The 21,716-nt window shown below is 72.3% G+C and carries 17 protein-coding genes and 1 pseudogene; 7 read left to right on the top strand and 11 right to left on the bottom strand.

The window, feature by feature from the left end:
* Positions 1–33: 33 nt before the first annotated feature.
* Positions 34–1,089, bottom strand: a complete 1,056-nt coding sequence (locus tag ABZ919_RS01760) for an oxidoreductase (protein WP_361241184.1) — start codon at positions 1,087–1,089, stop codon at positions 34–36.
* Positions 1,090–1,166: 77 nt separating this feature from the next.
* Between ABZ919_RS01760 and ABZ919_RS01765 the strand changes: the two genes are divergently transcribed.
* On the top strand, positions 1,167–2,105 hold the full coding sequence (locus tag ABZ919_RS01765) for an FAD-dependent oxidoreductase (RefSeq protein ID WP_361241186.1): 939 nt from the start codon (positions 1,167–1,169) through the stop codon (positions 2,103–2,105).
* Positions 2,106–2,226: 121 nt separating this feature from the next.
* Here ABZ919_RS01765 and ABZ919_RS01770 read toward each other — a convergent pair whose 3' ends face one another.
* On the bottom strand, positions 2,227–4,203 hold the full coding sequence (locus ABZ919_RS01770; RefSeq protein WP_361241189.1) for a Xaa-Pro dipeptidyl-peptidase: 1,977 nt from the start codon (positions 4,201–4,203) through the stop codon (positions 2,227–2,229).
* Positions 4,204–4,402: 199 nt separating this feature from the next.
* On the opposite strand from ABZ919_RS01770, the gene ABZ919_RS01775 reads away from it, so the two are divergent.
* On the top strand, positions 4,403–5,896 hold the full coding sequence (locus ABZ919_RS01775; protein ID WP_361241191.1) for a M1 family metallopeptidase: 1,494 nt from the start codon (positions 4,403–4,405) through the stop codon (positions 5,894–5,896).
* Positions 5,897–5,905: 9 nt separating this feature from the next.
* Here ABZ919_RS01775 and ABZ919_RS01780 read toward each other — a convergent pair whose 3' ends face one another.
* Entirely contained in the window at positions 5,906–6,823 is a 918-nt protein-coding gene (locus tag ABZ919_RS01780; RefSeq protein WP_361241193.1) for a PfkB family carbohydrate kinase, read from the bottom strand.
* A gap of 163 nt (positions 6,824–6,986) precedes the next feature.
* Positions 6,987–8,462 carry an amino acid permease gene (locus tag ABZ919_RS01785; protein ID WP_361241196.1) on the bottom strand — a complete coding sequence of 492 codons (1,476 nt, stop codon included), beginning with the start codon at positions 8,460–8,462 and terminating at the stop codon, positions 6,987–6,989.
* Positions 8,463–8,696: 234 nt separating this feature from the next.
* Here ABZ919_RS01785 and ABZ919_RS01790 point away from each other — a divergent pair, with 234 nt between their 5' ends.
* A complete protein-coding gene (locus tag ABZ919_RS01790) occupies positions 8,697–9,404 on the top strand; it encodes a MerR family transcriptional regulator (RefSeq protein ID WP_361241199.1) in 708 nt (235 codons plus the stop codon).
* Here the strand turns inward: ABZ919_RS01790 and ABZ919_RS01795 are convergent.
* From ABZ919_RS01795 to ABZ919_RS01805, 3 genes are read right to left on the bottom strand one after another with little or no spacing between them, the layout of a single operon-like run.
* Complete coding sequence (locus tag ABZ919_RS01795; RefSeq protein ID WP_361241202.1) at positions 9,390–11,573, bottom strand: 3-hydroxyacyl-CoA dehydrogenase NAD-binding domain-containing protein; 2,184 nt, start codon at positions 11,571–11,573, stop codon at positions 9,390–9,392. The two genes, ABZ919_RS01790 and ABZ919_RS01795, sit on opposite strands and share 15 nt — an antisense overlap.
* A 41-nt stretch (positions 11,574–11,614) precedes the next feature.
* The gene (locus ABZ919_RS01800) at positions 11,615–12,829 is read right to left on the bottom strand and encodes an acetyl-CoA C-acetyltransferase (RefSeq protein WP_361241205.1); all 1,215 of its coding nucleotides are present in this window, start codon (positions 12,827–12,829) and stop codon (positions 11,615–11,617) included.
* Between the two features lie 43 nt (positions 12,830–12,872).
* A complete protein-coding gene (locus ABZ919_RS01805) occupies positions 12,873–14,033 on the bottom strand; it encodes a CaiB/BaiF CoA-transferase family protein (protein ID WP_361241208.1) in 1,161 nt (386 codons plus the stop codon).
* Positions 14,034–14,457: 424 nt separating this feature from the next.
* Between ABZ919_RS01805 and ABZ919_RS01810 the strand changes: the two genes are divergently transcribed.
* The gene (locus ABZ919_RS01810) at positions 14,458–15,657 is read left to right on the top strand and encodes a saccharopine dehydrogenase NADP-binding domain-containing protein (RefSeq protein ID WP_361241211.1); all 1,200 of its coding nucleotides are present in this window, start codon (positions 14,458–14,460) and stop codon (positions 15,655–15,657) included.
* Between the two features lie 149 nt (positions 15,658–15,806).
* Here the strand turns inward: ABZ919_RS01810 and ABZ919_RS01815 are convergent, their stop codons facing one another.
* Complete coding sequence (locus tag ABZ919_RS01815) at positions 15,807–16,547, bottom strand: endonuclease V (protein WP_361241800.1); 741 nt, start codon at positions 16,545–16,547, stop codon at positions 15,807–15,809.
* Between the two features lie 61 nt (positions 16,548–16,608).
* On the opposite strand from ABZ919_RS01815, the gene ABZ919_RS01820 reads away from it, so the two are divergent.
* Positions 16,609–16,905, top strand: a complete 297-nt coding sequence (locus ABZ919_RS01820) for a YciI family protein (RefSeq protein ID WP_361241214.1) — start codon at positions 16,609–16,611, stop codon at positions 16,903–16,905.
* Between the two features lie 10 nt (positions 16,906–16,915).
* On the opposite strand, the gene ABZ919_RS01825 is transcribed toward ABZ919_RS01820, so the two are convergent.
* Both ABZ919_RS01825 and ABZ919_RS01830 read right to left on the bottom strand, forming a co-directional pair.
* Positions 16,916–17,254, bottom strand: a complete 339-nt coding sequence (locus ABZ919_RS01825; protein WP_361241803.1) for a plasmid stabilization protein — start codon at positions 17,252–17,254, stop codon at positions 16,916–16,918.
* Between the two features lie 94 nt (positions 17,255–17,348).
* Positions 17,349–18,416, bottom strand: coding sequence for an oxidoreductase (locus tag ABZ919_RS01830; RefSeq protein ID WP_361241217.1), 1,068 nt, complete (start codon positions 18,414–18,416; stop codon positions 17,349–17,351).
* Between the two features lie 246 nt (positions 18,417–18,662).
* Between ABZ919_RS01830 and ABZ919_RS01835 the strand changes: the two genes are divergently transcribed.
* Positions 18,663–19,079, top strand: a complete 417-nt coding sequence (locus tag ABZ919_RS01835) for an SsgA family sporulation/cell division regulator (RefSeq protein WP_361241220.1) — start codon at positions 18,663–18,665, stop codon at positions 19,077–19,079.
* A gap of 472 nt (positions 19,080–19,551) precedes the next feature.
* On the opposite strand, the pseudogene ABZ919_RS01840 reads toward ABZ919_RS01835, so the two are convergent.
* Positions 19,552–19,914 (bottom strand): annotated as a pseudogene (locus ABZ919_RS01840) (isocitrate lyase/phosphoenolpyruvate mutase family protein); the annotation flags it as partial.
* 138 nt (positions 19,915–20,052) lie between these two features.
* Between ABZ919_RS01840 and ABZ919_RS01845 the strand changes: the two are divergent.
* Entirely contained in the window at positions 20,053–21,678 is a 1,626-nt protein-coding gene (locus ABZ919_RS01845) for an ABC-F family ATP-binding cassette domain-containing protein (RefSeq protein WP_361241222.1), read from the top strand.
* The last annotated feature ends 38 nt before the right edge of the window (positions 21,679–21,716 follow it).

Genomic DNA, 21,716 nt, shown 5'->3' on the forward strand with positions numbered 1-21,716 from the left:
GGCGCCGATCCTAATGCGCCGGGCGCCGGGCGCTCAGCCCGGTTCCTGCCGGGTGACCTGTGTGGCGAGCACGCCTCCGGTGGTGCGGGCGACGACGTACGCCTCCCCCTTCACCGCCTGCGGGTCCAGCGGGATCCGGTGCCGGCCGGCTTCCAGCACGCCGTCGAACACCTCCCGGGTGTGGGTGCGGTAGAGCCGGTCCAGGCGGTAGGCGGTGATCCGCACCCGGCACGCCGAGGCCACCTCGACCTCCGCAGCACCCCGGGGGAACCCTCGGCTCGCTTCACAGGTGGCGGTCAGGCCGGCGAGCCGGCGCCGGGTGAGCGGGTTGCGGTCCAGAGCCTGCTCGACCTGGGCGACGAGCAGCGGCACGATCGGGGCCAGGCCGTCCACGCGGGCGACGTCGACCCCGGCACGCTCGAAGGCCTGCAGCACGGCGGCCCGGTCGGCCGCACCGACCGCGCGGCCGAAGGCGACCGCGCCGTAGCTCCGCAGTTCCTCGGCGGGGACGGCCCGGGCGTCCTGGGTGATGTCGGCGCCGATGCCGATGGTGCGCAGCGCGGCCGCCAGCTTGGCCAGGACCGCGACCCGGGCGCCGATCAGCAGCACCCGCCGGCGGGGCGTGGAGGTGCCCTCCGTCAGGGCGCCGAGTGCGGCGCGGTACTCGGCGCCCTCGAAGCGGAACGGCCCTATGCCGTGGTAGCCGTTCAGCTCCAGGTCGGCGTGTTCTCCGGTCTGCCAGGCGAAATCCCGCCAGACGTAGTCCTCGCCGTCGCGTTCGATGACGGCGGTGACCGCACCGCAGGCCAGGTCCGCGCACTCGGGGCAGCCGTAGATGACGAACCGGCCGTCCGGGAGCGGCGGTTCGGCCTCCAGCAGCAGCGCGCGCACCTGCGCGGTGAAGATGGCGGGCGGGACGTCGGAGGCGAGCGGGGAGACGGCGTCCAGGTCGGACAGCCGGAACAGCAGCGGACGGCCGTCCACGACGAAGTCCACGAAGTCGCGGTGGACCTGGTAGCCGCCGTCGGCGAGCACACCGCCGGCGCGCGTCGCCGGTGTCAGGCCGAAGGTCGCGTATGCGGCAGACATGCTGTGAGTATCCCCACACCGAAACCGATGTGAGCGCGGCATGACGGAGTCGGCCGGAGCGGGCCTATCGTCCTGGCGTGAGCAGCGAGCCGAGTGACGAAGTGATCGTGGTCGGGAGCGGGATCGCCGGGCTGACGACGGCCGTGGTGCTCGCGGAGGCCGGGCGCCGGGTACGGGTGTGGGCGCGGGACTTTGCCGAGCGTACGACGTCGGCGGTCGCCGGCGGTCTGTGGTGGCCGTACCGCATCGAGCCGGAGCCGTTGGCCGGCGCGTGGGCGCTCGCGTCCCTTGCCGTGTACGAGGACCTGGCGGACCGGCCGGAGGAGACGGGCGTACGCCTGGTCGACGGCGTCCACCGGGGGGCCCGGCTGGACGAACTGGGCGAGTGGGCGGCCCGGGTGCCGGGCCTGCGCGCCGAGGCCGACGGCCTCGCGGCACGGCTGCCGGTGATCGACATGCCGGTGCATCTGGCGTGGCTGCGGGGGCGGCTCACGAGGGCGGGCGGCGTGGTGGAGGCGCGGGAGGTGACCGACCTGACCGCGGTGCCCGCCGGTGTCGTCGTCAACTGCACGGGGCTGGGCGCGCGTTCGCTGGTTCCGGACCCGGCGGTGCGCCCGGTGCGCGGGCAGCTGGTGGTGGTGGAGAACCCGGGAATCACCACCTGGTTCACGTGTGTCGGCCACACCTCCGCCGCCTCCACGTACCTCGTTCCGCAGCCGGGCCGGCTGCTGCTCGGTGGTACCGCGGAGGAGGACGACTGGTCCCTGGAACCGGACCCGGCCACCGCCGCGGCGATCGTCGCCCGGTGTGCCGCGGTCCGGCCGGAGATCTCCGGCGCGCGGATCCTGGCCCACCGCGTGGGCCTGCGGCCGGCCCGCCAGGCGGTACGGCTGGAGCGTCAGCCCCTGCCGGACGGCCGCGCCCTGGTGCACAACTACGGGCACGGCGGGGCCGGGATCACCGTGGCGTGGGGGTGTGCCCGGGAGGCGGCCGGGTTGGTATCTCCGGCCGCCTGACAGGCCACCCGGGCGGCGGGCGTCCGCCGCCGGGCGGGTGCAACCCCCTGAAGGGCGCGGGAACCTGCGCGACCGGCCACGGCCATCCCGCGCCCGGCGGGCGGTCGGAGCCTCGCTGCGACTACTCCGGGACGTGCCGGGTCGCGTTGGGCGCGCGGACGCCGGTCAGCGTCCGCGGCGCGGGAGTCGTCGCCGAGCTGCCGGAGGTGGCCAGGGCGAACGCCGGCGTGCCGCCGACCAGCGGGAGACCCGCCGTCGTACGGGACAGATCGACCGTCAGGGTCGGCCTGGTGGCGGGCGGGTCGATGAGGTCCTTGTCCGTGCCGGCGATGACCAGCGCCAGGCGGTGCCCCTTGGGGACGACGTGGTCGGTCGCCGCCAGCCGGAGAGTCATCGTGTAGGCCTTGCCCGGGGTGAGCGGGACGCCCCGGGCGAGGGAGGCGTAGTGGCCGAGGTCGCCCCAGCCGCGGCTGAACACGGTGTAGTCGACCTTGGCCGTCTTGGCCCTGGTCTCCTTGAAGCAGGCGCTGTCCCCGGCCGTGCTCTCGCCCCAGCAGGTGCGGTTGTCGAGGGTGGTGATGCCTTCGGCGGCGTCCGCGTAGTCGCGGATGGTGTCCGGGCCGAGGTCGACCAGGACGGCGGACAGGTGGGCGGAGGCGGTGGTCGCGGTGGCGGTCACCGTCACCGTGGACGAGCCGGACAGACGCAGGTCGTGGGCGAGTGGCGCGGTCAGGAACCCCGCCTTCTCCGGGGTCGGGGTGGTGAGGTGGGCCGCCCAGTCCGTCTCGCTCAGCTTCGGGTCGTCGGTGAAGGTCTCGGTGCCGGCGGCCCGGCGCAGGCCGAGCGTGCCGACGCCTGCCCCGGTGCCGGCGGCCGGGTGCAGCACGGCGGTGCGGGTGGTCCGCGGGGGCCAGACGGGTGAGGTGACCCACTGGTCGGGGTGGCGCTCGATGTCGGCCATCGGCTCGCGGTCGACGCCGTTGTCGTAGCCGAGGAGTTCGTGGTCGAACCAGCGGTGCAGGGTGTCCACCCAGGCGCCGCGCCGGTAGTCGAAGGGATCGACGTGGCCGGTCTGGGACAGCCAGATCTTGCGGTGGACACCGTGCTTCGCCAGGGCGTCCCACCACTGGCCGAAGTGCTTGGTACGGACGTTGAGGTCCTGCATGCCGTGCACCAGGAACACGCTGGCGCGCACCTTGGCCGCGTCCTTGACGTAGTCCCTCTGTGTCCACAGCCCGGTCCAGTCGCCGCTGCGCGGGCTGCCGTCGGCGAGTTCCTTCTGCACGGCCGCGCAGTGGGCGTGCGCCGCGTCGCTCTCGACGTAACCGGCCAGTTCGTCGGGGCCGCCGTCGTACAGCGGGGCGCCCTGCGCGAAGTAGTAGTCGTACCAGGAGGAGATGCCGCTGATCGGCACGATGGTCTTCAGGCCCCTGACGCCGGTGGCGGCGACGCCGTTGGCGATCGTGGCGTCCCAGCTCTTGCCGATCATGCCCGCGCGGCCGTTGGTCCAGGTGGCCTTGACCGTCTGCGCCCCGGTCCGGCTCGTGTATGCCCTGGCGCGGCCGTTCAGCCAGTCGATGACGGCCTTCGCGGACTGGATGTCGGAGCGGCCGCCGACGTCGACGCAGCCGTCGGAGCGGTTGGTTCCGGCGAGGTCGACGCCCACGAAGGCATAGCCGCGGGGCACGAAAAAGTTGTCGTAGAAGAGCGGCATCCGGACGACGTGTCCGTGCGCGTCGTACGTCTTCACCTGGCTCTCGTTGCCGCGTCCGCAGCAGGAGTAGTAGGGGCTCGCGTCCATGATGACGGGCACCTTGCGGCCCTGGCGTGCGGGTTCGGCGGGCCGGACGATGTCGGCGGCGACGCGGTCGGTGTGGCCGTCGCCGTCCTCGTCCAGCCCCGTGTCCACCCACACGGACTCGCGGATGGCATGGGCGTAGGAGTAGACGGGCCCGCTCTCGCGGATCGGCCGCCCGGTACGGGTCGCGGCCTGCGCGGCGGCAGGGGTGAGGAGGGCGGCCGTCAGGATGGCGACGACCACGGTCGCGAGCGCTCTCCAGGTCGTGGAGCGCCGGCGGATCAGGGTGCGAATCGGCATGCGCGGACGGTACTCCGGTGAACTCCCGTGCAGAAGAGAGATTTGCGGCCACCCCGGGGCGTGTGTCGGCCGAATGGCGATCGTGTGACAGCAGGGACCATGGACAGGTCAGGGGCCACAGGGACTGAATAGGCTCCGAACGGAGTTCACGGAACGGACTCTGCGAACGGACCTGCAGTCCCGACGACTTGGAGCTGACGTGCACCGCAGAATCATCGCGCCGGGCGCACTGGCGGCGGCCTCCCTCCTGCTGGCGATCCCGGCATCGGCCGCGAGCTACTCCCCCGGCGCGCCGGGCATCGGCGACCCCTACTACCCGTACTACGGCAACGGCGGCTACGACGTCTCGCACTACGACCTGAGGCTGCAGTACCAGCCGACGACGGACGAGTTGCAGGGCACGGCGACGATCCTCGCGAGGACCACGCAGGACCTGTCGAGCTTCGACCTCGACTTCCTGCTGGATGTGAGCGAGGTGCGGGTCAACGGCGCCAAGGCCGCGTTCACGCACGCCCAGCAGCACGAGCTGGTCATCACACCCAGGACACCGCTGGCCAAGGGCACGCCGATCACGGTCGTCGTCCGCTACAGCGGGGTGCCGTCGACGAAGACCGCGTACGGCTTCGGCACCTGGCACCGCACGCCCGACGGGGCGGTCGCCGCCGACGAGCCCGAGGCCGCCTGGTGGTGGTTCCCGAGCAACGACCACCCGAGCGACAAGGCCACCTACGACGTGTCGGTGGCCGTGCCGGACGGCACGCAGGCCATTTCCAACGGCACACTCCAGTCGACCAGTTCGAAGCTCGGCTGGACCCGCTACAGCTGGCGGGAGAACAAGCCGCAGGCGACCTATCTGGCCACACTCGCCATCGGCAAGTTCGACATCACGACCGGCACCTCCGACGGCGGTGTGCCGGTCGTCAACGCCTACAGCAAGGACCTCGGCGACAACGACGGGGCCGCGCGGGCCAGCGTGGAGCGCACCGGGGAGATCGTCGACTGGCTGAGCGGCTACTTCGGGCCGTATCCGTTCAGCTCGGCCGGCGGGTACGTGCCGAACACCACCACCGGGTACGCGCTGGAGACGCAGACCCGCGTCTACTACAGCCCGAAGCAGTTCGCGAAGGGCTCCAACGCCTCCGTGGTCGTGCACGAGCTGGCCCACCAGTGGTACGGCGACGACGTGTCGCTGAAGGGCTGGAAGGACATCTGGCTCAACGAGGGCTTCGCGACGTACGCGCAGTGGCTGTGGTCCGAGCACGAGGGCGAGGGCACCACACAGCAGCTCGCCGACTACGTGTACGCCTCCCATCCGGCCGACGACACCTTCTGGACCGTCGAGCCCGGTGACCCGGGCCCGGACAACCAGTTCGACGGCGCCGTCTACGACCGGGGCGCGCTCGCCATCCAGGCCCTGCGCAACGCGGTCGGCGACGACGCCTTCTTCCGCATCCTGAAGGGCTGGCCGAAGGAGCACGCGTACGGCAACGCCTCGGTGGCCGACTTCCAGAAGTACGCCGAGCAGGTGTCCGGCAAGCCCCTCGCGGCGCTGTTCGACACCTGGCTGTTCCAGCCGTCGAAGCCGGCCGCACCCGCGGCGCGCGCCGCGTCCCTGGCGAAGGCCGGCACGGCGGTGGCCCAGCCTAGGTCCTGGAAGAAGATCGAGGCGGCGCGGGGCGGCCACGGGCACTGACCCGAGCGGCTAGGGTCTCGGCCCGGCCGCTCGCTCGAGCAGCTCGTCCCGGCCTATCGACTCCGCTCGGGAGGCCGGGACCGTGCAGGCGTACGCGCCCGCGACCGCGCCGTAGCGGGCGCACGTCTGCGGCGGCTCGCCGCGGAGCCGGCCGTAGAGGAACGCGGCGGCGAAGGCGTCGCCCGCGCCGTTGGAGTCCACCACCGACGCGGGTGGCACCGCGGGGGGCACCCGGGTCAGCTCGCCGTCGGACAGCAGATGGGCGCCTTCGGCTCCGGCGGTGGCGACGACCACGGCGGCCTTGCCCCGCTCCGCGATGCGCCGCATGGTCCGCTCGACATCGGTGAGGGCGGCGGCCGACAGGAAGACGACGTCGGCCGCGTACGCGAACGGCTCGTGGTACGGGTTCTCGCCGTCCCAGTCGTGCAGGTCCGTGGAGAGGGGAAGCCCGGTCGCGGTCAACACCGGCAGGGCCTCGGCGCAGGGCTGGGTGATGGTCACGTGCACGTGCCGGCTCGCTCCCGCGAGCATCCGCAGCGTCTCAGGGGGGAACCGGTCGCCGGGGCGGGCGCGGCTGGTGTCGTACAGGGACAGGCGTCGGCCGTCCGGGCCGACGAGGTTGACCGCCCGTCTGGTGCCCGCGGGCTGTGGCAGTGCGGTCAGCCCGATGCCGTGGTCGCGGTGCAGGGCGCGCACGAGGTCGCCCTCGGGGTCGTCACCGATCAGGTCGAGGTGGTGGGTGCGCAGGCCGAGAGCGGCGAGCCCCAGTGCGACGAAGTCGCCGGTCTGGCCGGCCCGGGTGCGGATCCCGGAGTCGATCATGTAGCTGTCGGCGTACGGGAGAGGCAGTTCCGGCACACCGATGATCGTGTCCACACCGGCTCCACCCAGCACCAGGACGTCCGCCGCGGGGGTGTGTGAGCTCATCCGCGGGCCTCTGCGCGGTCGCACACGGTCATGGCCGTCCCGCTCCGCCGCGCGGGCCGTCCCCGGCAGACGGCACGGTGGCGTCACCCCGCACATACGTGATCTCCGACATGACGCCACCGTAGGCGATGCCACTGACAGTGGCCTCGGGTTTTCCCGGCTGCTACTTCGTGAGCTCGGACAGCTCCTGGTCGGTGGTCTGAGACACCCGGCGGCGCACGCCGAACCAGCCGGCGACCAGCATGACGGCGATCACCGGAATCAGCAGGACGGTCTTGCGGCCGACGTCGGGGTCGTTCCACATCATGCCGAGGCAGACCAGCAGGAACACGATCGTGGCGATCTCGGCGACCGGGCTGAACTTCAGCTGGAAGTGCGGCCGGGTCGCCAGTCCGGCCCGGGCGCGGCGGACGAAGATCATGTGGCAGACCATGATGATCACCCACGTGCTGATGATGCCGAGGGAGGCGACGTTCAGCACGATCTCGAAGGCCTGGCTGGGCACCAGGTAGTTCAGGCCGACGCCGAGGACGCAGACCGCGCAGGTCAGCAGGATGCCGCCGTAGGGGACCTGGCTGCGGTTCATGCGGGCGGTGAACTTCGGGGCGGAGCCCGCCATGGCCATGGAGCGCAGGATGCGGCCCGTGGAGTACAGGCCGGAGTTCAGCGAGGACATGGCGGCGGTCAGCACGACCAGGTTCATCACGTCGCCGGCAGCCGGAACACCGATCTTGGACAGCACGGTGACGAACGGGCTCTGGTCCGCGGAGTACACCGAGCCCGGCAGCAGCAGCGCCAGCAGGACGACCGAGCCGACGTAGAACAGGCCCACCCGCCACATGATCGAGTTCACCGCGCGCGGGACGACCTTCTCGGGCTCGGCGGTCTCACCGGCGGCCACGCCGACCAGTTCCAGGGCGGCGTAGGCGAAGATCACGCCCTGCATGACCAGGACGACCGGCATCACGCCGTGCGGGAAGAGTCCGCCATGGTCGGTGATGACGCTCAGGCCGGGGGTGTGGCCGCCGACCTTGTGCTGGGTGGCGAGCAGGAAAATGCTGATCAGCATGAAGCCGACGATGGTGGCGACCTTGATGATCGCGAACCAGAACTCCATCTCGCCGAAGATCTTCACCGAGATCAGGTTCACGGCCAGGACCACCGCGAGGGCGATCAGTGCCAGCACCCACTGCGGGATCGAGGTGAAGAAGCTCCAGTAGTGCGTGTAGAGCGCGATCGCGGTGATGTCGGCGATGCCGGTGGTCGACCAGTTCAGGAAGTACATCCAGCCGGCGACGTAGGCGCCCTTCTCACCGAGGAACTCCCGGGCGTAGGACACGAAGGACCCGGAGGACGGCCGGTACAGGACCAGCTCGCCCAGGGCCCGGACGACGAAGAAGGCGAAGACGCCGCAGACCAGGTAGGCCAGGGCGAGCGCCGGGCCCGCGTTGTGCAGGCGACCGCCGGCGCCCAGGAGGAGTCCGGTGCCGATGGCGCCACCGATGGCGATCATGTTGACGTGGCGGGCCTTGAGGTCCTTGCTGTACCCGGCGTCGCCCGCGTCCGCGGGCGTCTGCGCCGCCTGGGCCTCATGGGTGCGGGTGGCGGCCTGTGCCGCATGCACGGCGTCCTTGCTCACGGGTGGTTCACTTCCTGGTGCGCCCGGACCTCGTGGGACCGGGGGTCGTGCAGGGATCGGCCCGCACCACCCTGTGGAGTCGCGGCACAGACCAAGGCAGCAGCTTCCCAGAAGGATCCGCCGGTACGCGGTGGCCCACGTCACAGAGCGTTACTTCTCACACGATCAACCCGGAGTACACATGATGTTCACCGGAGGTTTCACACCATTGGTGAGACAGCGATACTGCTGCACATGACGACCGAGGCTGCGGACACACCCCTCACCATCGACGAGCTGGCTGCCCGGGCGGGCGTCACGGTGCGCACCGTCCGCTTCTACGGCAGCAAGGGGCTGCTGCCCCCTCCGGTGATCGGCCCCCGCCGGGTGGGGCACTACGGGCCGGACCATCTGGCGCGGCTGGCCCTGATCGAGGAGTTGCAGCAGCAGGGCATGACCCTGGCGGCGATCGAGCGATACCTCAGGCAGCTGCCTGCCGGCCTCAGCCCGCACGACCTGGCCATCCACCGCGCGGTGGTCGCCTCCTGGGCGCCGGACGCGGTCGACACGGTGTCCCGGGAGGAGCTGGAGCGCCGGGCGGGGCGGCCGCTCGACGCGGAGGACCTGGAGCGGCTGGCGGCGATGAACGTCGTCGTGGACGCGGAGGGCGACACCTTCCGGGTCGATGCGGGGCTGCTCCGGCTCGGTGTGCAGCTGCTCGACGTGCCGCTGTCGCACGAGGTGATCCTCGCGGCGCGCAAGGTGCTCGTCGAGCACTCGCGCGCCGCGGCTCACGAACTCTCCCAGCTCTTCCGCGGCGAGGTGGCGGAGCGTGACGCCCGGGACGTGAAGTCCCTGTCGGCGCACATGCACCCCTTGGTGGTGCAGGCGCTGCTGACGACGTTCCAGCGCTCGCTGCGGGAAGAGCTGAGCGAGTGGGTCACCTGGTCAGGAACGGACTGAGCCGCTGAACGGCTCCCCCTTCTCGGCCTTCTCCACCAGCAGCGCGGGCGGGGCGAAGCGCTCACCGTAGGCCTCGGCGAGTTCCCGCGCGCGGGCCACGAAGCCGGGCAGGCCTCCTTCGTAGCCGTCGATGTACTGCAGGACGCCGCCGGTCCAGCCCGGGAAGCCGATGCCGAGGATCGAGCCGATGTTGGCGTCGGCGACCGAGGTCAGGACGCCCTCCTCGAGGAGGCGTACGGTGTCGAGCGCCTCGGCGAAGAGCATCCGCTCCTGCATGTCCCGGAACGGGATCTCGTACCCCGGCTTGGTGAAGTGCTCGCGCAGGCCCGGCCACAGCAGGGCCCGCTTGCCGTCCTCGGTGTAGTCGTAGAAGCCGGCGCCGCCGCTGCGGCCGGGGCGGCCGAACTCGTCGACCATGCGGTCGATGACCGCCTCCGCCGGGTGCGGCGCCCAGGTGCCGCCCGCCTCCTCCACGGCACGCTTCGTCTCGTTGCGGATCTTGCGCGGGAGGGTGAGCGTCAGTTCGTCCATCAGGGAGAGGACCTTGGCCGGATAGCCGGCCTGGGCGGCGGCCTGCTCCACCGAGGCGGGCTCGAGGCCCTCGCCGACCATGGCGACGCCCTCGTTGATGAAGTGGCCGATCACCCGGGAGGTGAAGAAGCCGCGCGAGTCGTTGACGACGATCGGCGTCTTGTTGATCTGCCGGACCAGGTCGAAGGCCCGGGCGAGGGCCTCGTCGCCGGTCCGGGCGCCCTTGATGATCTCCACCAGCGGCATCTTGTCGACGGGCGAGAAGAAGTGCAGCCCGATGAAGTCGGCCTGGCGCTCCACGCCCTCGGCGAGGGTGGTGATGGGCAGGGTGGAGGTGTTGGAGCACAGCAGCGCGTCGGGGGCGACGACGGACTCGATCTCCTGGAACACCTTGTGCTTGACCGCGGTGTCCTCGAAGACGGCCTCGATCACCGCGTCACAGCCCGCGAGGTCGGACACCTCGGCGGTGGGCGTGATCCGGCCGAGCAGCGCGTCGGCCTTCTCCTGGCTGGTACGGCCCTTGGCGACGGCCTTGGCGCACAGCTTCTCGGAGTAGCCCTTGCCCTTGACGGCGGCTTCCAGCGACACGTCCTTCAGGACGACCTCGATGCCCGCGCGGGCGCAGGAGTAGGCGATGCCGGCGCCCATCATGCCGGCGCCGAGTACGGCGACCTTGCGGACCTGGCGGGGCTCGATGCCCTTCGGCCGGTTGGCGCCGGAGTTGACGGCCTGGAGGTCGAAGAAGAAGGCCTGGATCATGTTCTTCGAGGTCTGTCCGGCGGCCAGCTCCACGAAGTAGCGGGCCTCGATGACCTGGGCGGTCTCGAAGTCCACCTGCGAGCCCTCGACGGCTGCGGCGAGGATGTTGCGGGGAGCCGGGTAGGGCGCGCCGTTCGTCTGCTTGCGCAGGGTGGCCGGGAAGGCCGGCAGGTTGGCCGCGAACTTCGGGTTGGCGGGGGTACCGCCGGGGATCTTGTAGCCGGGCCTGTCCCAGGGCTGCCGGGACTCGGGGTTGGCGTCGATGAAGGCGCGGGCCTTGGCGAGAAGTTCCTCGGGCGTGGCTGCGACCTCGTGGACGAGGCCGTTCTCCTGGGCGCGCCGTGCGTTGTACTGCTGCCCCTGCAGGAGCACCTTCAGCAGCGCGTCCGCGATGCCCAGCAGCCGTACGGTGCGGACGACTCCGCCGCCGCCGGGGAGCAGGCCGAGGGTGACCTCGGGGCAGCCGATCTTCGTGCCGGAGGTGTCGAGGGCCACCCGGTGGTGGCAGGCGAGTGCCAGCTCGAAACCGCCGCCCAGGGCGGCGCCGTTGATCGCCGCGACGACCGGCTTGCCCAGGGTCTCGATCCGGCGCAGGTTGCGCTTGATGGCGAGCCCGGCGTCGAACAGGTCCTGGGCGGTCTCGGGCGTCACCCGGATCAGGTCGCGCAGGTCGCCGCCGGCGAAGAAGGTCTTCTTCGCGGAGGCGAAGATGATGCCCCGGATGGAGTCCTTCTCGGCCTCCAGACGGTCGGTGATCGCGGCCAGGGAGTCGCGGAACGCCTGGTTCATGGTGTTCGCGGACTGGTTCGGGTCGTCCAGGACGAGGGTGACGACACCGGTGTCGTCCTGCTCCCAGCGGATGGTGGTGCTCTCGGTCATGACAGTCGTCTCCGTTGAAGTCTGGGGGTTCCGCAGGGAGTTCAGATGCGCTCGACGATGGTGGCGATACCCATGCCGCCGCCGACGCACAGGGTGGCGAGGCCGCGGCGCTTGTCCTGGCGCTCCAGTTCGTCCACGAGGGTGCCGAGGATCATCGCGCCGGTCGCGCCGAGCGGGTGGCCGAGGGCGATGGCGCCGCCGTTGACGTTGACCTTGTCCAGGGTGAGGCCCATGTCCTTGACGAAGCGCAGCACGACCGCGGCGAACGCCTCGTTGATCTCGACCAGGTCGATGTCGTCGATGGTGAGGCCGGCCTTCGCCAGGGCCTTGCGGGCGGCGGGGGCCGGTCCGGTCAGCATGATCGTGGGCTCGGAGCCGGAGACCGCCGCGGAGACGATCCGCGCGCGGGGGGTGAGGCCGTAGCGCTCGCCGACCTCCCTGGAGCCGATCGCGACCAGTGAGGCGCCGTCGACGATGCCGGAGGAGTTGCCCGCGTGGTGGACGTGGTCGATCTTCTCCACCCAGTGGTACTTCTGCAGCGCGACGGCGTCGAAGCCGCCCAGCTCTCCGATGTCCGCGAACGACGGCTTGAGCTTGGCGAGGGAGTCGGCGGTGGTGCCGGGGCGCAGGTGCTCGTCGTGGTCGAGCACGACCAGGCCGCTGCGGTCCTTCACGGGGACGACCGAGCGGTCGAAGCGGCCTTCCTTCCAGGCGGTGGCGGCGCGCTCCTGGGACAGGGCCGCGTACTCGTCGACGTCGCGGCGGGAGAAGCCTTCGATGGTGGCGATCAGGTCGGCGCCGATGCCCTGCGGGACGAAGTTGACGGCGAGGTTGGTCATCGGGTCGTTGAACCAGGCGCCGCCGTCGGAGGCCATCGGAACCCGGGACATGGACTCGACACCGCCGGCGAGGACCAGGTCCTCCCAGCCGGAACGGACCTTGACGGCGGCGAGGTTGACGGCCTCCAGACCTGACGCACAGAAGCGGTTCTCCTGCACGCCCGCGACCGTGTCGGGCAGTCCGGCGGCGATCGCTGCGATCCGGGCGATGTCGGAGCCCTGGTCGCCCACCGGTCCGACGACACCGAGCACGATGTCGTCGATGGCGGCCGGGTCGAGGCCGGGGAAGCGGTTGCGGATCTCGTGGATGAGTCCGACGACCAGGTCGATGGGCTTGGTGCCGTGCAGGGCGCCGTTCGCCTTGCCGCGGCCGCGCGGGGTGCGGATCGCGTCGTACACGTACGCTTCGGTGCTCACTGGTGTGCCTTTCGGGAGGGTGGGCCGAGCAGGGTGGGCGGGGTCAGTCGGCGGCGGTGACCGGGCCGTCCGTCACGGGTGCGGGTATCCCCCAGTCCCGCACGACCGCCTGCGTGTCCGCGCCCGGCAGGGCGGGGCCGGTGCGCACCGAGGTGGGGGTGGCGGAGAAGCGGGGGGCGGGGGCGGGCTGGGTGATGCCGGCGTGGTCGGTGAAGGTGCCGCGGGCGGCCAGGTGCGGATGGTGCGGGGCCTCGCGCAGGGACAGCACGGGGGCCACACAGGCGTCGGTCCCCTCGAAGACGGCCGTCCACTCGTCCCGGGTGCGGGACCGGAAGCGGGCGGCGACGCGCTCGCGCAGCTCGCCCCAGCGGGTCCAGTCCTTGTGGGCCGGTTCCAGGTCGTCCAGGCCGAGCAGGCGCAGGAACTCCGCGTAGAACCGCCCCTCCAGGGCGCCGACCGCCATGTGCTTGCCGTCGGCGGTCTCGTAGGTGCCGTAGTAGGGGCAGCCGCCGTCGAGGAGGTTGGCCGCCCGGCGGTCCTGCCAGCCGCCGGCCGCGAGCATGCCGTGGATCATCGCGGACAGGTGGGCCGCGCCGTCGACGATGGCGGCGTCGACGACCTGTCCGGTGCCGGTCGCGCGCGCGTGGTGGAGGGCGGCGAGGACTCCGACGGCCAGGTAGAGGGCACCGCCCGCGTAGTCGCCGAGGAGGTTGGCGGGGAAGACCGGCGGCTCGTCCGGGCGGCCGGTCATGCCGAGGGTGCCGGTGAGCGCGATGTAGGCCACGTCGTGGCCGGCACGGTCGGCCAGGGGGCCGTCCTGGCCCCAGCCGGTCATGCGGCCGTAGACGAGGCGGGGGTTGCGGGCGTGGCAGTCCTCGGGGCCGACGCCGAGCCGCTCGGCGACGCCCGGGCGGTAGCCCTCGACGAGGATGTCGGCCCGCTCTGCGAGGTCCAGCACGCGCGCGGGGCCGTCCGGCGCCTTGAGGTCGACGACGATCGAGCGCTTGTTGCGGTTGGTGACGTCGTACGCGGGGTCGATCCCGAGGCCGGGGCCGCCCGGCCGGTCCACCCGGACCACGTCGGCCCCCAGGTCCGCGAGGAGCATGGCGGCGAACGGTCCCGGTCCGATGCCGGCCAGTTCGACCACGCGCACGCCGGAGAGCGGACCGCTGCCCGGCGTCGCCGGCGTCTTTGCCGTCGTCATGCGTCCAGCTCCCAAGCGTGTGTGACACAACTGATGTAACACCGGTGATGCTAAGAACGTGTTCCACCGGACACAAGGCCCAACGAGCAAGCGCTTAGCCAAGTGCCCGGGACGGCGCGGATCACCCAGGAGAGTGAGAGGGGGGCGCGCCGGGCCGGCCGCCGGGCACGCTGGGGGTCCAGCCCACCCTGCCCGGCCCGTGACCGGCGCGCCGGACGCCGCAGACGGTCGGCGCGTGGGCGGACGGGAACTCCCCGGTGGCGCCGCCCGGCAGACGGAGAGCGAACCCGCACACTTTCTCCCGCTTGGTCACGGCATTCCTGGCTGCGGCCACCACTGCCTCCGGGCTGGTCGTCGTCCCTCGCACTCCTCACGCTAGCCTCAGCCACCGACAGCGGCGCGGGCTGCGGGACGAAGGGGTGTCATGAGCAGGATGAAAAGGACGGATCGTCCCTATGACCTCGTGCTTTTCGGAGCCACCGGCTTCGTCGGCACGCTCACGGCGGAGTACCTGGCCGCGCACGCGCCCGAGGACCTGCGCTGGGCGGTGGCCGGCCGCGACGAACGGAAGCTGGAGCGGCTGCGCCGGCGCCTGCCCGGCGGGACGGGCATCGGCGTGCTGCGGGCCGACGTGACCGATCCCGCGAGTCTGCGCGCCCTCGCCGGGCACGCGCGCGTGGTGGCCACGACCGTCGGGCCGTACGTGCTCCACGGCGAGGAACTGGTCGCCGCCTGCGCGGACACCGGGACCGACTACCTGGACCTGACCGGCGAGCCGGAGTTCGTGGACCTGATGTACGTCCGGCACGACACGCGCGCGCGGGAGACGGGCGCGCGCCTGGTGCACGCCTGCGGCTTCGACTCCGTCCCCCACGACCTGGGGGTGTACTTCACCGTCCGGCAGCTGCCGGAGGGCGTACCGCTGACGGTGGACGGATACGTGACCGCCGACGCCGCCTTCTCCGGCGGCACCCTGGCCTCGGCGCTCAACCAGTTCTCCCGTGCTCGGCAGCTGCTGGCCGCCGCGCGCGAACGGGGCCGACACGAACCCCGGCTGATGGCGCGCCGGGTCGCGGCACCGACGGGCCTGCCCCGGTTCGCCCCGGAGGTCGGCGCGTGGGCGCTGCCGCTGCCGACCGTCGACCCGCAGATCGTGCGCCGCTCGGCGAAGGCACTGGAGCGGTACGGCCCCGATTTCCGCTACCGGCACTACGCGGCGGTGCGGCGCCTGCCGGTCGCCGTCGGCGGGGTCGCCGCCGTCGGCGCGGTGCTGGCGGCCGCCCAGCTGCCGCCCGCGCGGCGCTGGCTGTCGGGCCGGCTGCAGCCGGGGGACGGCCCGAGCGCGGAGCGGCGGGCGAGGAGCCGGTTCTCGGTGCGCTTCGTCGGCGAGGGCGGCGGGCGGCGCGTGTTCACGGAGGTCGCGGGCGGCGACCCCGGCTACGACGAGACGGCGAAGATGTTCGCAGAGGCGGCCCTCAGCCTGGCCTTCGACGACCTGCCGTCCACGTCCGGGCAGGTCACCACCGCGCAGGCCATGGGCGACGCCCTGACCGAGCGGTTGCGTGCCGCGGGGATCGTCTTCCGGGTGGCGGCCGTCGACCCGGACATCTCCTCCGCCCTTTGAGACTTTCACGCACCCGAGTCCCGGCTTGCCTGGGCCACCGCAGCAGAAGTCGTACCCGGTCCTCCAATGAAACGACGGAGGCAGACTGGGCGGGAGCTTTGCCACTACGCCCTCGAACCCGGAGACGGCCCGGCCCACGACTCGGCGTATCAGGAGGTCGGCGCCTGGCGCGTCGTCGCTTCCCGGGCTCCCCCTGCGACGCCTCGTGCGGCCTCCCTCAGCGCCCGGCGGCACAGGGCGTCCGCACGGCGCGTGGTCTCCGGCAGCCGGTAGTGCGGAGTCAGGGCCAGGGTGTGGGCGAGAGCGTTGTCCAGGCTCACCCGGTGGCCGGCGGAGACGAAGACCGGCTTGACGCCGTCCCGGGTGCGCAGCGCGCGTCCGACCTCCTCGCTTCCGGCGAGCAGCGGGGCACAGCGGCCCCGCTCCCGGCCGGGGTCGCCATAGGTGAAGGTGAAGGGGTTCTTGGCGACACCGAAGACCGGCAGTCCGGTGAGCACACCGAGGTGGCTCGCGAGGCCGAAGCGACGCGGATGGGCCAGGCCGTACCCGTCGCAGACGACCACGCCGGGCGGGCACGGCAGCCGCTCCAGGGCGGCCCGGACGGTGGGGATCTCACGGAAGGCGAGGAGGCCGGGCACGTACGGGAAGGAGACCCGGCCGACGGCCGTCGCCTCGGCCACCACCTCCAGGGTGGCGGCGTCCAGCACGACGGCCGCCGCGGCGACCAGGTCGAGGCCGTCGTCGTAGGCGACGTCGACCCCGGTGACATGACCCGTGCCCGGCTCCGGTCCCCGCTCGTCGAGCACCACCCGCCCGCGCAGCTCGTCCTGTACCGCGCGGGCCTCTTCCTCGGTCGCGGGCCAGCCCGCGGGTACGCCTACGGTCGTCATGGTGAGGTCGACTGTACGGAACCGCGCCGGACCGCCGGAGCACAGGGGTAGGCTCATGATCATGTTCGTACTGGAGCTGACGTACACCGCACCTCTCGACGCCGTCGACGCGCTGCTGCCGGACCACGTGGCATGGCTCGAGGAGCAGTACGAGAAGGGCTTGTTCCTGGCGTCCGGGCGCAAGAGCCCCCGGGACGGCGGGGTGATCCTCGCCGTCGCCGAGGACCGCGCCCGGATCGAGGAGATCGTCGCGGGCGATCCGTTCCACGTCGGCGGCGTGTGCACCTATCGCGTCACGGAGTTCCTCGCCACGAAGACGGTTCCGGAGCTGGCCCGCCACCGGCAGACGCCGGAGTGACGGTCGCCGCTCATCCCTTCTCTGCGTTGAGCGCGCGCTGCAGCTCGTCCTTGTTCATGTGCGAACGGCCTTCGATGCCGCGCTGCTTCGCCTCGTTGTAGAGCTGATCGCGGGTCGGGCCCTGGGAGCCGACCCGGTTGCCGGACCGCTGACCGCCGCGCTTGCTCGACGACATGTCCTGCGTCGAGCTGCGGCTCGCGGTCTTGGACTCGCCGGAGCGGGCGCGTTCCTTGTTGACCGTCCGTGCGGCGATCTCCTTGGCGCGTCCCGCGCTCTCGCCCCGATCCTGTGCGCTCTTCTTGATGTGCTCGTACTGACGCTCGCGCTTGGCGCTGGAGCCGGCCGGCATGATCGCTCCCTTCATCTGTGGCGGACCTTCGCGAGAGCTCTCGCGAAGGCCCTGTTCGGCGGGACACGAGTACCCCGGGTTCCGGGCGCCTACCTCAGCGTTCCAGGCGTGCCACCCTCCCCTGCTCACCGGCCGCCCAGCAGCTGAGGTCGGGCGTGCAGGCCACCGTGTCGTACGAGCCGCTGTCGATGGTGCGCCAGGTGCGTCCGGCGTCGGTGGTGAGGTCGGTGCCGGTGGGGCCGACCGCGAGCGCGGCGGTGCGGCTGTGCGGCAGCCAGGCGGCCCCCGAACGGTAGGCGGGCGGGGGCGTGGCGGCCGAGGTCCAGGTGCGGCCGCCGTCGGCCGTGACCGCCGCGGCCTGCGGCGAGGGCTGGTCGGGGCGGTAGTCGCCGCCCACGGCGAGGCCGTGGGCGCGGTCGCGGAACGCGAGGGCGAAGACGCCCCTGGCCGGATCGCCGGCCGGGACCGGTGTCTCCGCGGCCGTCCAGGTCAGTCCGCGGTCGGCGGAGTGCAGCACGCGCGCGTGGGCGCCGCCGCCGGTGGCCAGCCAGACGTCCTCGGGGCCCGAGGTGACCAGGCACTGGCCGCTCGCGGCGAAGCCCGCCTCGCCGTCCAGGGCGGGCGGCATGCCGGCCGAGGGCAGTACCCGCCAGGAGCGGCCGCCGTCGCTCGTGGACAGGATGCGGAACCTTCCGTCCACGGGGTCGCTCATCGCGAGGCCGTGCCGCCGGTCGAAGAAGGCGAGACAGTCGTAGAACGCCTTCGGGTCGGTGTTGCGGAAGGACTCCGTCCAGGTCGCCCCGCCGTCGGCGGTGCGGTACACGCGGGACGCCTCGCCCTCGCCGATGGCCAGCACCACCGCGCGCCGCGCGTCGAACGCCTCGACGTCGCGGAACTGCAGGTCTCCCGCGCCCGCCGGGGAGACGTTTCGCCAGCTCGTCCCGCCGTCCGTGGTGCGCAGCACCGTGCCGCCGGTGCCGGCCAGCCAGGCGGTGCGCCGGTCGACGGCGGCGAGGCCGCGGAAACGCACCTGCGGGGTGCCCGGGTCCTTCGGCGTCCAGTGCGGACGCCCCTGCCCGAGGGGCCCGGCCTCGGCCGACGGCACCGTCAGCGCGGCCAGCGCCGCCCCGCACGCCGCCCCCGCCGCCACCAGCCTGCCCATGCGTCCTCTGCGTCGCGTGCTCCCCAAGCGCCTCATGGCGGGCGAAGCTAGCCGACCGGCCCGCCGCCGTCCAGAGCCCAACTGCCCGGCTTCGCGGGCGAAAACGACTGGTGTCCCGGTGTGCATGAAGGCGGTGACCGAGGTCACTCGTGATGCGTGTGCACGGATCGGCCGGATCCGTCGTCTCTTCCATTGCCGGGTGCCGCACACCCGGACGTAGTCCAGCCGTCACGAGGGAGCAAGGCGTTGTCCACCGTCATCGAGCAGCCCGTAGAGGCCCGGCTCGTCGCCGCCGCACCGCGCATGCCGAGCATTCCCGCCACGCTGCGCTACGACCGGCGCGATCCGTTCGCCGTCGTCATGACCTTCCCGGCCCCGGCCACCCTCGAAGGGGTCGACGTGTGCTGGACCTTCTCCCGCGAGCTGCTCACGGCCGGGCTGCACGGACCCGAGGGCCACGGGGACGTCCGGGTGCGGCCGTACGGCTACGACCGCACCGTGCTGGAGTTCCACGCCCCCGAGGGCACCGCGGTCGTGCACGTGCGCTCGGGCGAGATCCGGCACTTCCTGGAGGCCTCCAACGAACTCGTGCCCGTCGGCCTCGAACACCTCCAGCTCGACCTGGACCACGACCTGGCCGAGCTGATGGGGGACGCCTGCTGAACGCCACGCGCGCGTGAAGCCGCACACCCGGCCGGGTACGCCGCCTCACGCGCGCGTGAGGCGGCGTACCCGGCCGGGCGCTACGCGCGCGTGAGCAGCTCGTTGAGCTCGCCGTAGTCGTAACCGCCGGCCGGCGCCCCGTACGTCCCCGCCTCCAGCAGCTCCCGAGCGGCGGCTGACCAGGGCGTGGACGGCCCGGGCGAGCCCGGAGCCCGCGCTGATCCGGGCGCCGCCGAGGGACGCCGGCTCGGCGACGGACGGCGCGCCTGGAAAGACCGTCCCGTCGACCGGGCCGTCGATGCCCGCGACCAGCTCCTTCACCGTCCCCCGGGTCGACGGCCCCGGGGGACGAAGATCCCGTCGGTGCCCGCGGTGCGGAAGGCCGCGGCCCGCTCCAGGGTGGCGTCCGCTCCCCCGCCCCGTGCAGGAACGTGTCGATCCGCGCGTTCACGGCCAGCGGTACGCCCGCGTCGTCGGCGCCCGCGCGGGCCGCGGCCAGTCGCTCGGCCTGCTCGACGACGGGCAGCAGCGGCTCGCCGCCCTGCTCGTGCCGGGCGCCCTCGATGTTGACGCCGACCGCGCCCGCGGGCAGCACGGCCCGGACGGTGTCGGCGACCCCGGCCGGGTCCGCTGCGTAGCCGGCCTCGAGGCCCGCTCCCGAAACGCCGGAGCACCGGGGCGGAACACAGCCGGTCGGGGCCGCTTCAATTGCGTTGACAGCGCTCACGCCCGTTCCTACGGTGTATATCGGTCCTGTTGCCGTCGATTGGAGAAGGACGTTGCTCGTCTGAGGTCCTGAGGCATCGCGTCGCACCGGTTGAGGTGTGCGCGGCATGCGACCTCGGCGTCCGAGCCGTCCTCCGGCACAGGCCTTTTCTCATGGCCTCTTCCGTGCCCCACGACTCTTCGGTTCCCGCCTCGCGGTGTCTCGACATGCGCCCACCCGACCGCACGAAAACCTCGCGAGGCCCTCATGTCAGCTTCCCTCACCTGTACGTCCCTGTCCTTCACCTGGCCCGACGGCACCGCCGTCTTCGACGGCCTCGACATCGCCTTCGGATCCGGCCGTACCGGACTCGTCGGCGTCAACGGGTCGGGAAAGTCGACCCTGTTGAAGCTCCTGGCCGGCGAACTCCCGTCGGCCGCCGGCACCGTCAAGGTGGCCGGCGAGGTCGGCTACCTCCCGCAGAACGTCACCCTCGACACCGCCCTCCGCGTCGACCAGACCCTCGGCATCGCCGAACGGCGTGCGGCGCTGCACGCCATCGAGGCGGGCGACGTGGCCGAGGAGCACTTCGAGACGCTCGGTGACGAGTGGGACGTCGAGGAACGCGCCCTGGTCACGCTCGGCGAACTCGGTCTCGGTCACATCAGCCTGGACCGCACCGTCGGCGAGGTCTCCGGCGGCGAGTCGGTGCTGCTGCGGCTGGCCGCGCTGCTGCTGCGCCGGCCGGACGTGCTGCTGCTGGACGAGCCCACGAACAACCTCGACCTGTACGCGCGCCGCCGGCTGTACCAGGCCGTGGCCGCGTGGCCGGGCGTGCTGGTCGTGGTCAGCCACGACCGGGAACTGCTCGACCTGGTCGACCGGATCGCGGACCTGCGCTGCGGGGAGGTCACCTGGTACGGCGGCAACTTCTCGGCCTACGAGGAGGTGTTGGCCCTCGAGCAGGAGGCGGCCGAGCGGATGGTGCGCGTCGCCGAGGCCGATGTGCGCAAGCAGAAGCGCGAACTCGCCGACGCCCAGGTCAAGCTGACCCGCCGCAAACGGTACGGGCAGAAGATGTTCGAGCAGAAGCGCGAACCGAAGATCGTCATGGGGGCCCGCAAACGCGCCGCCCAGGAGTCGGCGGGCAAGCACCGCATCATGCACGAGGAGCGGCTCGCCGAGGCCAGGGAACGCCTGGACGAGGCGGTGGAGGCGGTACGGGACGACGACGAGATCCGTGTCGACCTGCCGTACACGGCCGTGCCGCCCGGCCGGCAGGTGCTCACCCTGGAGAACCTGGCGATCGCCTACGGGGCGCGGGTCAAGGGGATCCTCGACCTGCGCGGCCCGGAGCGGGTCGCGCTGGTCGGCCGGAACGGCGCCGGCAAGACGACGCTGCTGCGCACCGTCGCCGGGGAGCTGGCACCGGTGGCCGGCGAGGCGCGGGCGCACGTCCCGCTGCGCTTCCTGCCGCAGCGGCTGGACGTGCTGGACGACGCGCTGACGGTCGCCGAGAACGTGGCCCGGTTCGCGCCGGGCACCACCAACAACCGGATCCGGGCGCGCCTCGCCCGCTTCCTGTTCCGGGGCGCACGGGCCGACCAGCAGGCGGCCACCCTGTCGGGCGGTGAGCGCTTCCGGGCGGCCCTGGCCGCGCTGATGCTCGCCGAACCGGCGCCCCAGCTGCTGCTGCTCGACGAGCCGACCAACAACCTCGACATGGCGAGCGTGCGGCAGCTGACCTCGGCCCTGGAGTCGTACGAGGGCGCCTTGCTCGTGGCCAGCCACGACCTGCCGTTCCTGGAGGCGATCGGCATCACCCGCTGGCTGCTGATGGAGGAGGGAGAGCTGAAGGAGATCGCGCCGGAGGATGCCGAGTATCCCGCCTAGGGCCTGCAAGTCCTCGGTACGACACGGGTGGTTCGCGG

Origin of the sequence: Streptomyces sp. NPDC046759, assembly GCF_040645475.1 — a bacterium.
Taxonomy (GTDB): Bacteria; Actinomycetota; Actinomycetes; order Streptomycetales; family Streptomycetaceae; genus Streptomyces.